Annotated in this window: 14 protein-coding genes; 11 read left to right on the plus strand and 3 right to left on the minus strand. The window is 56.4% G+C overall.

The window, feature by feature from the left end:
• Positions 1–16 precede the first annotated feature (16 nt).
• From xerC to TBK1r_RS24715, 9 genes are all read left to right on the plus strand, one after another.
• Positions 17–997, plus strand: a complete 981-nt coding sequence (xerC, locus tag TBK1r_RS24675) for a site-specific tyrosine recombinase XerC (protein WP_145211896.1) — start codon at positions 17–19, stop codon at positions 995–997.
• A gap of 25 nt (positions 998–1,022) precedes the next feature.
• On the plus strand, positions 1,023–2,162 hold the full coding sequence (locus TBK1r_RS24680) for an RHS repeat-associated core domain-containing protein (protein WP_145216911.1): 1,140 nt from the start codon (positions 1,023–1,025) through the stop codon (positions 2,160–2,162).
• Positions 2,137–2,655: a hypothetical protein gene (locus TBK1r_RS24685; protein ID WP_145216914.1), complete on the plus strand. Its 519-nt coding sequence runs from the start codon at positions 2,137–2,139 to the stop codon at positions 2,653–2,655. Before TBK1r_RS24680 ends, TBK1r_RS24685 begins: the two co-directional genes overlap by 26 nt.
• Positions 2,656–3,778: 1,123 nt before the next feature.
• The gene (locus TBK1r_RS24690; protein ID WP_145216916.1) at positions 3,779–4,036 is read left to right on the plus strand and encodes a hypothetical protein; all 258 of its coding nucleotides are present in this window, start codon (positions 3,779–3,781) and stop codon (positions 4,034–4,036) included.
• 387 nt (positions 4,037–4,423) lie between these two features.
• Positions 4,424–4,654, plus strand: coding sequence for a hypothetical protein (locus tag TBK1r_RS24695; protein ID WP_145216919.1), 231 nt, complete (start codon positions 4,424–4,426; stop codon positions 4,652–4,654).
• On the plus strand, positions 4,654–5,052 hold the full coding sequence (locus TBK1r_RS24700) for a type II toxin-antitoxin system VapC family toxin (protein WP_145222977.1): 399 nt from the start codon (positions 4,654–4,656) through the stop codon (positions 5,050–5,052). The genes TBK1r_RS24695 and TBK1r_RS24700 overlap by 1 nt, the downstream gene beginning before the upstream one ends.
• Positions 5,053–5,277: 225 nt before the next feature.
• Entirely contained in the window at positions 5,278–6,258 is a 981-nt protein-coding gene (locus TBK1r_RS24705) for an RHS repeat domain-containing protein (protein WP_145216923.1), read from the plus strand.
• The gene (locus TBK1r_RS24710; RefSeq protein WP_419581628.1) at positions 6,152–6,835 is read left to right on the plus strand and encodes a hypothetical protein; all 684 of its coding nucleotides are present in this window, start codon (positions 6,152–6,154) and stop codon (positions 6,833–6,835) included. Before TBK1r_RS24705 ends, TBK1r_RS24710 begins: the two co-directional genes overlap by 107 nt.
• Before the next feature lie 322 nt (positions 6,836–7,157).
• On the plus strand, positions 7,158–8,321 hold the full coding sequence (locus TBK1r_RS24715) for an ISAs1 family transposase (protein WP_145207505.1): 1,164 nt from the start codon (positions 7,158–7,160) through the stop codon (positions 8,319–8,321).
• A 655-nt stretch (positions 8,322–8,976) separates the two neighbouring features.
• Here TBK1r_RS24715 and TBK1r_RS39080 read toward each other — a convergent pair.
• On the minus strand, positions 8,977–9,114 hold the full coding sequence (locus tag TBK1r_RS39080; protein ID WP_419580358.1) for a hypothetical protein: 138 nt from the start codon (positions 9,112–9,114) through the stop codon (positions 8,977–8,979).
• A gap of 80 nt (positions 9,115–9,194) precedes the next feature.
• Between TBK1r_RS39080 and TBK1r_RS24720 the strand changes: the two genes are divergently transcribed.
• Together TBK1r_RS24720 and TBK1r_RS24725 are read left to right on the plus strand one after the other, a co-directional pair.
• On the plus strand, positions 9,195–9,392 hold the full coding sequence (locus tag TBK1r_RS24720) for a hypothetical protein (protein WP_145216929.1): 198 nt from the start codon (positions 9,195–9,197) through the stop codon (positions 9,390–9,392).
• A gap of 159 nt (positions 9,393–9,551) precedes the next feature.
• Positions 9,552–11,345 (plus strand): polymorphic toxin-type HINT domain-containing protein, encoded by a 1,794-nt coding sequence (locus TBK1r_RS24725; protein WP_145216931.1) that lies wholly within the window; start codon positions 9,552–9,554, stop codon positions 11,343–11,345.
• 394 nt (positions 11,346–11,739) lie between these two features.
• Here the strand turns inward: TBK1r_RS24725 and TBK1r_RS24735 are convergent, their stop codons facing one another.
• Both TBK1r_RS24735 and TBK1r_RS24740 read right to left on the minus strand, forming a co-directional pair.
• Positions 11,740–12,879 carry a mandelate racemase/muconate lactonizing enzyme family protein gene (locus tag TBK1r_RS24735; protein ID WP_145216937.1) on the minus strand — a complete coding sequence of 380 codons (1,140 nt, stop codon included), beginning with the start codon at positions 12,877–12,879 and terminating at the stop codon, positions 11,740–11,742.
• A 121-nt stretch (positions 12,880–13,000) separates the two neighbouring features.
• The gene (locus tag TBK1r_RS24740) at positions 13,001–14,335 is read right to left on the minus strand and encodes a Gfo/Idh/MocA family protein (protein ID WP_145216940.1); all 1,335 of its coding nucleotides are present in this window, start codon (positions 14,333–14,335) and stop codon (positions 13,001–13,003) included.
• Positions 14,336–14,343 lie beyond the last annotated feature (8 nt).

Below are 14,343 nucleotides of genomic sequence, written 5' to 3' on the forward strand. Positions count from 1 at the left end.
CAAAGGATGCAAATCCATGTCCCAAGTTCCTCTTCCCACCGTCCTGCTGTCTCGCTACTTCAGTTATCTCAAGATGAACAACTGGTCGACCAACACCCTCTCGCGCCGCGACTATGTCTTGAACAAGTTCATTAGCTGGTCAAGCGAACGCGGAATCGACACGGTGACTGAGATCACATCCGATCTACTCGCTGCTTACCGACGTTGGCTTTATCACTATCGCAACGAGCGTACCGGCAAGCCACTCAAGTTCTGCACTCAAGCAAGTTATCTCTCAACGGTCGCGCACTGGCTCGGTTGGCTCAATGAACAAGGCTGGATTGAAACTGACCCATCAACAAATCTCGAACTGCCTAAAGAAGAACAACGCTTACCGTCATCGCATCTGACGATCGATGAAATCGAAGCGCTGCTCAGTTCCGTCGATCTCACAACACCAACCGGTCTTCGCGACCGCGCAATCTTGGAACTGTTATATGCCACCGGCATGCGACGCGCGGAGTTGATCGCACTGAAGCTTGACGACATCAACCACGAGTCTGGTCTTGCCATGATCCGCCAAGGCAAAGGCCGCAAGGACCGCGTGGTCCCCACCGGCAAGCGTGCCCTCCAGTGGCTGATGAAATACCTTCACGACGGCCGTCCTGCGCTGATCGCTGAAGACACGCAAGTGATCTTCTTAACGACCCGCGGCAACGCGTTCCACCCCGTCACGCTCAGTCAGCTCGTCAGAAGCTACCTGACCGCGTCCGGCATCACGAAGCCGGGCAGTTGTCACATGCTTCGTCACACGACGGCCACGCTGATGCTCGAAGGCGGCGCGGATCTGCGTTCGATTCAAACGCTCTTGGGTCACGAGCAGCTCAACACGACGCAAATCTACACCCACGTCTCGATCAAACGCCTCCGCGAAGTCCACGACAAAACCCATCCGGGATCCAAGGACCGACCACCGCAATCAGATCCCAACAAGTCCGACGACAAACCCACCGAGTAGTCGATCGATCCACTACAATATCGGGATGCTCTGTCATCGATCATCCCGCCGCCAAAACCTTCGCCAACGTCTCGCGCGCACCCGCGCGCGAGGCGTGAAACCGTGCGCCGATTTAAATTCAAACCGTAGCTGCAAAACGCTTCGTCAACCAACTTGCTCGCCCGGCAAATCACGCCCTGAAAACGACAGGCCATCTATCAAGTTCACGGTTCGCTATCTCCGCGGCCAACAGTACAGTGTTACGGCGCTGACCGATTCAACAGGCACGATCAAGGAACAGTACGCGTATGATGCCTATGGCAATCTCTCGATCTTCGATTCAAGCGGAACTGCGCGTACGAGCAGTGCCGAAGGCAACCGCTACGCGTACACCGGACGCGAGTACGACGACGTTCTCGATCTGTATCATTACCGCGCCCGCATGTACGACTCGATCGCCGGCCGATTCTGCTCCAGAGACCAAATAGGGTACTACGACGGGATGAATCTGGTTCAATATGGTCATGGACGTCCCACAATTGCCGTTGACTACACCGGATACGAGGGAGTCATGACAAGTGACTGTGGTAGCACGGAGATAACTAGCACGTTCGGCCCAACATTTGTTTCAGGGATGCCGTGGAGCAATGGACCTGCGGACGGAGGTTTCGCGGTAACGGTTCCAGATATCGACATGGACTGCAATTGCTCACCGTGCTGTAGTGATGGAAAGTTTTACGTAAGCAGTATTTCGTTTTCCATTACCATGACGATCTTTATCGATGTTGCGAAAATATTGGAGTACAACCGGACGCGAACGCCCCCCGCGCCGCCGCTAACGCTTGAGGGAATCTATGGTCATGAACAGCAGCACGTGATGAACATGAGCTTCTGGTGGGCAACGGAAGGCAGTTCCCAAATTGGCGATGCACTTTCAGGATTGGGGAATGGCGAGTTCTCTCCAATCATTAGTACCGAGGCCGGGTGTGAGGCGTCTTGCCTTGACTTTAAGGACGCCCTGAGAAGTATCGTTGTCACTGCGTACCTTTCGCAGACTCACACCGCTCCGAACCCGCCACCCTTCCCGCAACCACGTGTTCCCAGCCCACCCTTAGGCCCCTCTCCAATGCCACCTCACCCGATACCGTTTGTTCCTGGAGATGATGATGTTGAAGTGCTTTATTAATTGGGCAGATCCAGCGGTCCGTTTTGTCGCCTTGTTGGTGTTGGCTCTTGGAGTAGCGGTCATCTTAGAGCGACAAATTGAGGCAGAACCGGGAGAATCAACAAGTCCGAACGCAATTCCACCGCGCATGCTTGAAGGGCTTTTTGACAAAAAGCTGCCAGTAGGTGGAATGGCAGGCTACTCTGGGAAGATCTACAAATCTGAAAATGCGGGTGACTTTTTTACCTACTCTTCGGTAGTTCTCAACAAAGACTGTGCTGTTGTTTTTGTTTACAGGTCTGCCCAATCGAGGCCCATGGAAAAGTTAACTGAAGCAAAGAACCTTCACGAGCTTTATCGACACTCGGTGCTGCGTCAGCGTGATATGCATTCCGACTGGCAGATGAGACGAGCCGGAAGCTATCGCCTTCCCCTGAGGAAGGAATCAAGGGTTTCGGGTACCGAAAGTCAAAGCACAAACGAATCGAATGGGCCAGGTTTCTTAGATGAGTAACCGATGCGATTAAAATTCGCACAGCGCCACCGCAAGGCGGCGTTCTCTTTCTGTCGGCGGACGATTGACGTGATCACAGGACTGAGCCGACTTCCGCCGCAATGGATGGCCCACCTGCCTCACTACGCTTGGCGGTTACGATGACCGCCTGCTGTCTTCGGCACGATGCCGGACCTCGCACCATCCGGCACGAAAGAACGCCGAAGGCACGGCGGGTAGGATGCCCGTCGACTGAAACCCGTCGGGGACAGGATGTCCGTCGGAGAACGATGGCAGGGAGCGGGAAGCAAGAAAGGGAGACACGGAGAGGGGGAGACAAGGAGAGTGGGAGTGATGATGGTCGTGGAGTAATCGAGCGGGCCATCGTTCGGCGACCGGAGTGAGGGAGGGATCGACCGAGCGGAGCCGACGGTCGACGGAGGTGGTGACAGCGACCGAAGGATGAGGGTAGCGCCGAGCGCAGCGAGCACCACCGACGCCGAGGGCGGAGCCCGATGAGAACAGTGCGAGGCAGGATGCCGAGCTCGATATCAAGAAGGGCGCAAGTGACCGCGACGAGCGACAGCGACGTAAGCCGGGAACGAGACGCTCGGCGAACCATCAACCGACAGCTTGTCTGTTCGGCCAAAGCCCGCTGCGAATCTCCGACAGGCTCCCCCGGCGCGGAACCGCCCAGGCTGACCAACAACAGCCGATCCAAGCCGGCCGCTCACTCTTCCCCCTACGTTTTTTGGCTTTCGCCGAGCCGGACTGACGCCGTCACCCGTGACCCTCCGGTGGCAGTCCGAGAGAAGGCGAGAGGCGAAAAACGCCCACGTGCGATCGTTAACACCAAGTGCGTTGACTTTAACGATTGATCCCGATGCGGTTTTCTACTTTCGCGGCGGTTGGCGAATTGCTCTGTTGACAACCAGGCGGAGCTGTCGCGTCATCGAGGTGGTCCACGCTCTCGGGCTCATTGAGCTTGATCGCCATCGCCACCGATCAAGGCCGCCGCCATCAGTGACAACCGAGGGACACGCAGCGCAGCCGGCCGGATCGCCAAGCCCACGCGACTCCGACGGCGTGGATCTTTTCCCACGCGACCGCGCGATCGCAACGTTCCCAACTCAAGGTCAACCCGATGGCTTCGACGTTACAAACGCAAGTTCAAAGCTACATCGCTCACCTTCAACGCTCCGGACACAAACGACGCGTCGTCAACACCACCAAGAAGCAACTCGATTACTTCGTCACGTGGTGCCAAACGCTATCGATCGACTCGACAGATCAGCTCAGCGACATCACCGCCAGCGACTACCTCGAACACCTTCAAAACGAAACTGATTTACTCAACGGTTCGGTGATTGGAACCCGCATCGTTCGTGAACGCATCACCTAGCTCCGCCGCTTGCTCGAATGGCTCGCACGAGACGCCACTTTCTCAAGCGATATCGCATCGACGGTCCCCACGGTCGACAAACGCGGCAAAGTGAACTTGCCAAACACGTGCACCTACAACCAAAACCTTCCGGCCTAAGAGCAAGAGCTTCCGGGCCAAACGGCCAAGCTGATGGGTCACTTCTGGCCGGGTTCCGTCGACCTTCTGGCGCCTTCCGATTCACCCAAACCCCTGCGAGAAGTCCACAGCCGCACCCACCCAGGTGCACACGAACGTCTCCCCAAATCAGAAAACCGACCTTCTGGATAACGGTTTATGGGGTACAATGTCGGGTCGTGGATTGTGCCGTTCCCCGACATCTGATCACGGACCTGAGAGACGTAAAAAATGAGTCGGATCTCCGAAGAACTCGATGCAAAACTCAATGAGCTTGATCCACTGCGGGCGAAAAGCCTAATCATCCTCGTACGCCGTGCAATCAAAGAGGTTGAGCAGATTGAGCCCTCGTCTCTATCTGATTGGCCGGAAGGCTATTTTGAGCAGACTGCGGGTTCGTTTTCGGATGAACCTTTGGAGCGATCCCCGCAAGGGGCACCAACCATCCGCGATAGCTGGTGATGCGATATCTGTTAGACACCAACGCGTGGATTCAATATCTAAAGGTACCTGCGAGCCCAATCGCGGTGAAACTTGCATCATTGAGTCCGGCCGATATTGTCACCTGCTCGATCGTCCGCAGCGAGCTACTCCACGGGGCAGAGAAATATGGCAACCGGTTGCGACGAGTCTCGTTAGTGGAGGCCACCTTAGCCCCCTTCATTTCGTTCCCGTTTGATGACGATGACGCGCGCGAATACGCAAGACTTCGTCATTCGCTCGAACTTTCAGGAAACCTCATCGGTCCCTACGATCTGCAAATTGCAGCGGTCTGCCTCCGGCATGACTTCACCTTGGTGACGAACAACACCCGTGAATTCTCGCGGGTGACTGGGTTGCGAGTGGAAGACTGGCAATAGCGACCAGGCCCCTATGCCGTCAATGCCTTACAATGGCGGGATGCTCCGCAAGTCACCATCCCGCCGTCACAATCTTCAACGCCATCTCGCGCACACATGCGCGCGAGGCGAAATCTCATGAGGCCCCTCAATTCTGAATCATAGCCGCAGATTGGCCTCTCCTTCGCGTCGCTCGCCCCGCAAATCACGCCCTGAAAGTGGCGTGTCACTTACAACCCTCGCCCGATGCAACCTCCGCGGCCAGCGTACAGTGTCAACGCGTTGACGGATTCGAGTGGGACGATTAAGGAACGTTACGCGTATGATGCGTATGGTGGATTGTCGATCTTCGATGGTAGCGGGACGGGACGCACGTCGACGACCGAAGGAAACCGCTACACCTACACCGGTAGGGAGTGGGATGAGGAGTTCGAACTCTACCACTTCCGGGCTCGAATGTATGATCCGGTGTGTGGGCGGTTTTGCGCGAAGGATCTTCTCGGATATGTTGATGGCCAAAATGCCTACGCGAATTATTTCTCAATCTTACGCGTTGACCCAACTGGTCTCACTTCGCAAGATCTGGTTGGAATTGACAAGCAAGGGAACTTCATTTGGAAACGAACTCCCGAAAACACGTGCTACATCCGGACTGCAACTGGTGAAGTGGACGTTCGCTGCCCGATTACTCCTCCTTCCCATCCGAACAAGTTTGACTACTTGGACGGACTTCGCGGGATCTACAATGGGATTTCGAAGTTGCAAGCTGCATGCAAGAGCTGTCAATGCGAGTGCACCGAGGCGGAATGCCGCACGGATCCGATTTTACTTGTGAAGGCGTGGCTGTCAGCTTGGCAAGCAAACTTCAGCAGTGCACCGGACAGAAATCCCATTAGAGTTGGTGGCTGGTACTGCTACGACTGGGCACAGATATTCGAGTCCGCCTTTGATCGAGTTGGTTCAAAGTGTTTTTCAAAGGAGTTGCGGGCAAGTTCACATGGCAAGCCGCCCAAAGTCTACATTCATGTTTGGCTCACTGTCACAGTAGGATCGACCAGTGCTTCCAATTGCCAAGTATCGCTTGATAACGGGTTTGGGCTTATCGAAATGACATATTCGGGTGGGCATCCAATTGCGCATCCATTTGATCCCGAAAAAGAACTTTACTGGAGCACTTGCGATGAAGACCGGGTCTTACCGTTCCCTGTATGGTCAAGCACTTACTAAAGTCATCGCATGTCTAACCACTACTATTCTGGCCGTACCGCCGCATGCACATGCAGAGACTCAAACTGTCGTTAAATCGCAAAAACTCGTGGTTTGCGTCTCTGCAAAATTTGGCGATGGAATTCGTACGGAAACGCTATTGATATCGCAACGCGGTAACGAAACTCGGTGGTCGGCAATTCTCGGCGAAGGGCGATTACGCCAGGAGTTGAGCGGAACAACGCAGTTCGGAGAGAGTGATTTTCGGGATTACCTTAAGAGTTTGAGGGCCGACCTAGAACAGCGCAGCGGTTTGGGAGGAAGGCTGCATCGAGACGACATCGTCTTTGTTTTTTCAGCAATCGAAGGAGACAGTATGGCTTGGACACTGCCTCTCAGGCTCTCGAACCTAGCAGGTGGCCTCAAATCGAGTAAGAAGATCCAGGGATTGCTGCACTTGATCCATAAAGCAAAGGGCAATAGAATTGGATATGTGAATCACTATCTTTTATCAGATTCTCCTACAGGGGCCCAAGCAACTGGTTTTGCACCCGAACGTAGGGAGAAAAAGGAGGAGACGCTGAGGTCAAAAAACTAGGGCCAGCTTTTTGATCGGCAACTCGCGAGATATGAGGAAGAGAAAAAGGGGAAGAGTTTTTTAATGCGAAGCCAGCACCCACAGACGGTGACCAAATGAGGCGGACGATTGATGTGAACGCAGGACCGAGCCGACTTCCGCCGCAACGCTTGGCCATCTTCCTTTACCGATTGGACGACACCGCACATCTCGGGCATGAAAGAACGCCGTTAGGCACGCACGACGATCGCACCAAAATCTGGTTTCAGTATTCGTCGAAGCCTTGCCTCAGTGAACCCCTCTGCCAATAAATTCAGCCAGACTGGTTTTTCACTGCCCTGTTATGGAGATGGCAATGGCTTCCCAAATCGATGTGTTTCACGAGTGTTTTGATCAGGTCGGCGACCCGCGAGTCGCAGGCCGGACAATCCATCCACTTAACTCGATTCTGTTTTTGGTTGTCTCGGCGGTCATCGCAGGCGCGGACGGACCTGATGAGATCGAAAGCTTCGGTGGTGAGAAACTGGATTGGCTATCCAAATTCGCCGACTTTGATGCCGGCATTCCGTCTCACGATACCATCACGCGAGTGTTGTCCCTGATCAAACCAGCCGAGTTTCAGAAGGCGCTGCTTCAATGGCACGCTCATCTCTGCGAGATTAATTGGGATCACGCCAGCAAGGACGACAATCGTCCCGTTCACGTTGCGATCGATGGCAAGACGGTGCGCGGATCCTATACCGATGCGGAGAAATCTGATGCGATTCATATCGTCAGTGCCTGGGCGACCGCAAATGGTGTCACGCTTGGGCAAACCGAGGTCGACTCAAAGTCCAACGAAATCACGGCAATTCCCGAATTGCTCGATCTAATCGACTTACGCAATTCGATCGTGACGCTCGATGCCATGGGATGCCAAAAGTCGATTGCTGAAAAGATCGTCGAGGGAGGTGGCGACTATCTGTTCGCTGTCAAAGACAACCATCCCAAGCTCTGTGCTGCCATCGCCGATCACTTTGAGATGGCCCATAACGATGGGCTCACAGCCCACGGTGTTCGGGCAATGACGACCACAGGAAAGCAGGCCGCGCGTGAAGAGGAACGCTTCTATGCGACCTGCCCAATTCCAAAAGCACTTCGCGAACTGACCGACCAGTGGAAAGGAGCAAAAAGTATCTGCCAAGCGAATACTTGCACGACTCGTGGTGACCGGCAATCAAGCGATGTTCGCTACTACATTTCGAGCCGACCGGCGCGGGTGCATGAATTCTCAAATTGTGCTCGTAGCCATTGGAGTATAGAGAGCATGCACTGGGTCCTCGATGTCGTGTTTCATGAGGACTCCAGTCGGCTCCGAACCAAGAACGCGACATCGAACATGAGCTTTGCTCGTCGGTTTGTGACGACGCTTCTCAAGCGAGACACTCGGAAGAAGAGCCTCAGGCGGAAGCGAAAAATCGCTGGCTGGAACAGCGAATTCCTCGAGAAACTCCTGTTTGCAGCCTAATTTTGGTGCGATCGTCGTGGTTAGGCACGGCGGGTAGGATGCCCGTCGACTGACACCCGTCGGGGACAGGATGTCCGTCGGAGAACGATGGCAGGGAGCGGGAAGCAAGAGAGGGAGACACGGAGAGGGGGAGACAAGGAGAGTGGGAGTGATGATGGCGGTGGAGTAATCGAGCGGGCCATCGTTCGGCGACCGGAGTGTGGGAGGGATCGTCCGAGCGGAGCCGGCGGCCCGCGGAGGTGATTGCAAGTGACCGAAGGATGAGAATAGCGCCGAGCGCGAGCGAGCAGCACCGACGCCGAGGGCGGAGCCCGATCAGAACAGTGCGAGGCGGGATGCCGAGCTCATTATCTAGAAGGGCGTAAGTGACCGCGACGAGCGACAGCGACGTAAGCCGGGAACGAGCCACTCGGCAAACCATCAACCGACAGCTTGTCTGTTCGGCCAAAGCCCTTTGCGAATCACCGGCAGTCACGGGCATGGTGTCCGAACCGTTGGTGTGCAGCCTTCAGGCGCTCTTCCACGACGCCTTCGGCGCTCGAACAGCTGAACAAGGATCGGCTGAAGCCTAGACACCAACGGCTCGTACTCGCCGGTCGCCCCAGCGAGCAAGCCGAACCTGGGCAGGTAGAACGGTTGCCCTCACTTCATTTGATTATTCCGGATCGAGGCGTTCGGCTTCACCCGAATCGGCGAACAGCCGATGCTTGCGTAGCCTGACTTCGATGAATTTGGCCAACATCGAACACGAGACGGCGATCAGCGACGGTATCAATGCGTCTTCCCAGGTCATGTTAATCGTCCCTTGAGTGAAAATCGGATCCAGCGAAAGCCTAGGTCGACGGATGCTCCACACCGCTCACCAGACGTCTGATGTCGCCCAGTCCTCGTGAGATGCGTGCAGTCCAGGTGGACTTTGCAGGCTGTACGCCTTCGGTCGACCGATCGATCGCTGTCGCCGCAGAGGTCAACGGCGAATGCCGGGCGATCCTGCCGAGACAGGGGGCGACCGCGCTGCCAAAGCGTGTCGCGGGGATCGGGATGGTGTATAAAGATGAGACGCGGGTGTGATCGAGTCGATCGCGCGCAGCGCGGCGCATCAAACTGCCCGACGGTGCAAATGCATTGCCAACAGTTGAATTGCTGCATCAAGCATTCTGGTGGCGCGATTGTTGCAGGCAAGCGGTGTTCCAAAAGCGAACGAAGTTCCCTCACGCAAGGGGCCATCCGATGGACCGCAGACGTTGCCATTCTCTCTTCCAGGCGTCGTGTCTTCTGACCGCCTTTCCACTGGCCCTGGCGCTCTGTGCCTCAAGCCGTCTGTTCGCGGGGGACGGTGAACCGGATTCCGGCTCGCTGGTTCAGCAAGCCTTGCGGGCCGAGCTGGATGGCGACTCCGAAAAACGCGAGATGTATCTGACCAGCGCGATCAGGCAGAATCCCAACGATTCGGCGGCCCGATCGATGTCTGGGTTTCTCAAACAGGATGATCGATGGATGCCAGTCCAGCGGTCGGCGTCACTCAATGCATCAAACGATGTTCTTTCCCAATACAGTTTCCTGAGGGATCGATACGCCGGAACACTGGCCGGAGAGATTGCGCTCGCGCGTTGGTGTCGAATCAACGAGATGGAAGATCGCGAGCAATTGCACTGGAGGAACGTCATTGCAAGCGATCCTAATCATGACGAAGCACGGAAACGACTCAAACTGCGGGAATTCCGCGGCCAGCTGATGACCAAGGAAGAAGTGGACGCCTACAAGCAGTCGTTGATCGATGACAAGCGGGCACTTCGCAAATGGGAACCCACGCTCAATCGATTGCGGCGAGAACTGGAATCGACTCCATCGGCCCAAGAATCGGATGCCTGGAAGCATTTAGCCGCGATCGATGATCCCGAGGCCGTTGCTGCCATGGAAAAACTGGTGCGGCGCGTTGACACGAATTTGCAAATTCATCTGGTCGACACGATCGGCAGCATCCAAGCGCAAGACTCCGCCGACGCGCTGGTTCGACTTTCACTGAACTTGAGTGACACCGACGCACGAGAAGCCGCGGCACGAAAGTTGGCCGAACATCCGGTCCATGCTTATGCGCCACAATATCTGGATCAATTGGAGTCACCCATTCAAGCCGTGTCCAGCCTCAACGCGATCGGATACACGGTCATCAGCCATACGCGGTTGCGACAAGAGCGTCCCGACGACGCGATCAACCTGTTCCAATCGACCAACGCGGGCTTGACCGTCCAAGACCCCCGATTCCGTGCCACCCCCGCCTATCGGCAAATTGTTGCCCGTGAAGTTTCCTTGCATCGCCGCAAGATTGCCGAAACCGAGCGAGCCGTGGCGCAAAAGAATGCTCAGACCGAGCAGCTCAATGGTCGAATCTTCAACGCCCTACGCATCGCAACGGGCGAAGAGATGGGCGATGTTCCGAGCCTGTGGTGGGATTGGTGGAAGCACTACAACGAATACCTGGTCCCCGATTACAAACGGGAGTACTACTTTACCAACACGGACTATCGTCGGCGTACCATTCGCGCGCCGCAAGCGCGTCGCTGTGAGTGTTTTCCGGCAGGCACGTTGGTTCACACCGAGACAGGCAAACGGCCCATCGAAGGGATTCGGCCGGGCGACAAGGTGCTTTCCCAGGATCTGACGACGGGTGAGCTGTCGTATCGGCTAGTGCTTCAAACAAGCATTCGACCGCCGAGCGACACGATGCAGATCGCGGTCGGTGGCGAGTTGATCACCGCAACGGTCGGCCATCCGTTCTGGGTCGTCGGGCGAGGATGGACGATGGCGAAGGAACTGAATCCAGGCGATCGACTCCGCGAGATTCACCGGTCCACTCCGATCGACGTGACCGAAGGAGGTGTGGACAGCGAAGCCTACAATCTGATGGTCGACCAGACGCATTCGTATTTTGTCGGAGACGCAGGCTTTCTCGTCCACGACAACATCATTCGCGAAGCATCGAGATCCCCGCTGCCCGGCTGGAATCCGAACGATGAAATCTGACGTCAACGATGCGATGGCAAAACGACGGGACGGCAGAATCGTGGGATGGCAGAATCGTGGGTTGGCAGAATCGTGGGTTGGCAGAATCGTGGGTTGGCAGAATGATGGGTTGGCAGAATGATGGGTTGGCAGAATGATGGGTTGGCAGAATGATGGGTTGGCAGAATGATGGGTTGGCAACCGGAACACCGCAGGCCCCATTTCGATCTATCACCCCCATCTCCTTGTCTCCCCATCTCCTTGTCTCCCCATCTCCTTGTCTCCCCATCTCCTTGTCTCCCCATCTCCTTGTCTCCCCATCCTGCCACTTCAAATCATACTGTCGCTCCACCATCGAGAACCCTTTCTCCGTCCGTCGCTCGGCGGTATCGGGCTCAAATCGACAAGTCGCAATTTACTTCAACAGTTTGTCGCCTCCGCTGCGTTTCATCAGTTCGATCAACTGTAGCTCATCGACTTCGATGCCCAGACCGGGGCCGGTCGGGACGTGGGCTTGATCCTTTTCGATTCGCAGCGGCACCTTGAGCACGCTGGCGGTGAGGAACTGGTCCCCGTTGAGTGCGGCGGGCTTGTTTAAGCCGTAGGCTCCGTACAGTCCCAAAGTTGCCGCCAGCGAGATGTCGGGATCGGTCAACCCGCTGCCCAGCCACATCAAGTCCTGTTGCTGACAGAATTCAATTTGTTGCCGCGCCGATTGCAAGCCGCCGCATCGAGACGGTTTCATCGCGACGCCATCGCACATTCCCGCTTTGTAAAACTCGCGTAGATCGGTCGGACTGATCACCCCTTCGTCCATCAGAATCGGCAACGCGGCTTGCTGTTTGAGTTTTTGATAACCGCTGATCTGGTTCGGTTTCAGCGGTGCCTCCAGCACATCGACACCGGCATCGGCCAACTGTGGCGCGGTCGCCAACGCGGTGGCCGGATCGTAGCCTCCATTGGCGTCGGCCCATAGAAAGCCCTCGGGGGCGTTTTTCCGCACGCGTCGGGCCAGTTGGATGTCAAATTCAGGATCAGGCGCCACTTTGATATTGAAATTGCGATATCCGCGACGACGGCCCTCCTCCATCACCCGATCCACCTCGGCCAGTTGCTGCACATTGACGGTCCAGCTGAGCGTGATCGGCCCACCGGTTTCGCGTCCCCACATCTGCGCGAGAGACTGGCCGCGCACCTTGCCCATCAAGTCATGAAGCGCCAGGTCCACGCCGGCGCGTGTGATCGGCATGCCAGTGGTAAAGCCCGGCGCGATCACGGAGTCCATTGCCACCAAGGCGCCGTCGATGTCGTTCGGATCGCGACCGACCAGCGCCGGCGCGTAGTAGTCGCGCAGCACGAGGGTGGCCGTCTCCAGCGTTTCGTAGCTCCACTTCGCGATCGGGATACTCTGGCCCCAACCCACCGTTCCGTCGTCAGCGGTGATTTTGACCACGACGGCTGCACGTCCCAGCGAACCGTGCGGCCCGGTAAAGAACTTGAAGTAGCCGGTCAACGGATAGCGCAAGGGGAACAACTCGATGCGGTCAATCTTCATGTTGGCGGGTTCCTGCCCACGGGCGAATCGGACTAGCGGGGCAGTCACCGCTGCAACAGCCCCCGCGAATTGGCGTCGATGAAGTTTCACAGTTGGTCCTTATCTATCTTGCTCCAGTGCGTCAAACGGTCCACGGTTTTCGATGGTCGTAATCGAGCAGAGCGTTGGCCGCTTGATCATCGATGAACCGCTCCGTCACCGGGTTCCAGCGAAGTTTGCGTCCCAGCTTCATTGCCACATGCGCGATCACACAGATGCTGTTCGAACGATGCCCGACCTCGACCGGACAAATCGGCTCTTCGTGTGTCCGTATGCACTGCAGAAAGTTCTGCATGTGGTTGTCACTTTGGTACAGATGCACTTCACCCTCACCGATCGGCTCTCGCAGAATGCCACTCGGCTCGGCAGTCAAACTGGAACGTGTGACGGAGATCGATCCGGCCTCGCCTTGGAACGTGACACCGGCCGGTTTGCCAGAACTGGCCAACAGTTTGACCCCGTCGGCATAACGCCCTTCGGCCTGAAACTCGGTGTGGACGTTGAACAATCCGCGGCTTGGGAATTCACCACTGGCCTCCATCTCGACCGGTCCGGAATCATCCGAGCCGTGTCCCCACTGGGCGGTATCAAACATGTGCGCGCCCCAACCGGTGATCATTCCGCGGCAATAGGATTCGATCTGCAGCCAGCCCGGTCGGCTGAAGTCCGCTTGCGGATGAACGCGATGTTCGGTGTAGGGCATCCGAGGCGTCGGGCCGAGCCACATGTCGTAGTTGAGCTGCTCGGGAACCGGCATCGCGACGTCCTTTCCCGTGCCGGTATCGGTCGGCAGTTGAACGCGAATCGTGTGCAGCTTGCCGATGCGTCCGCTGCGAACCAATTCACAAGCCAGACGAAATCTTCGATCGGAACGTTGCTGCGATCCGGTCTGCAAGACGACATTGTGTTTTCTCACTGCCGCGACCAGTTTCTGCCCTTCCGCAATCGTGTACGTCAACGGCTTTTGCAAATACACGGCCTTGCCGGACTCGACCGCGGCGATCGCATTGAGTGCATGCCAATGGTCGGGCGTCGAGATCGTCACTCCGTCGATGTCGTCTCGCGAAAGCAACTCACGATAATCCTCAAACATTTCGATCGTCGGTCCGGGACGATCGGTCAGCTTGTCGGCGTAAATCGCGTCGCACTGCTGTTTTGCGTGCTCCACCCGCCGACGATCCAAATCGCAGACGGCCACGATGTGGGCGTTGGTCTGCGGTTCCAAACCACTGCGCAAACAGGCATTCATGTCCCCATGCCCCATCCGTCCGGTACCGATACAGCCGATCCGCAACGTGTTGCTGGGTGCGTTCTTTCCCAAGACGTAGGACGGAACGATGGTTGGAACGCCGATGGCGGCGATCGACGCGGCAGATGTTTTGAGGAAGCCGCGACGGCAGATCGATGTCGTGCCCATGGGAGTCA

The organism is Stieleria magnilauensis (genome assembly GCA_007753675.1).
Classification (GTDB): Bacteria; Planctomycetota; Planctomycetia; order Pirellulales; family Pirellulaceae; genus Stieleria; species Stieleria magnilauensis.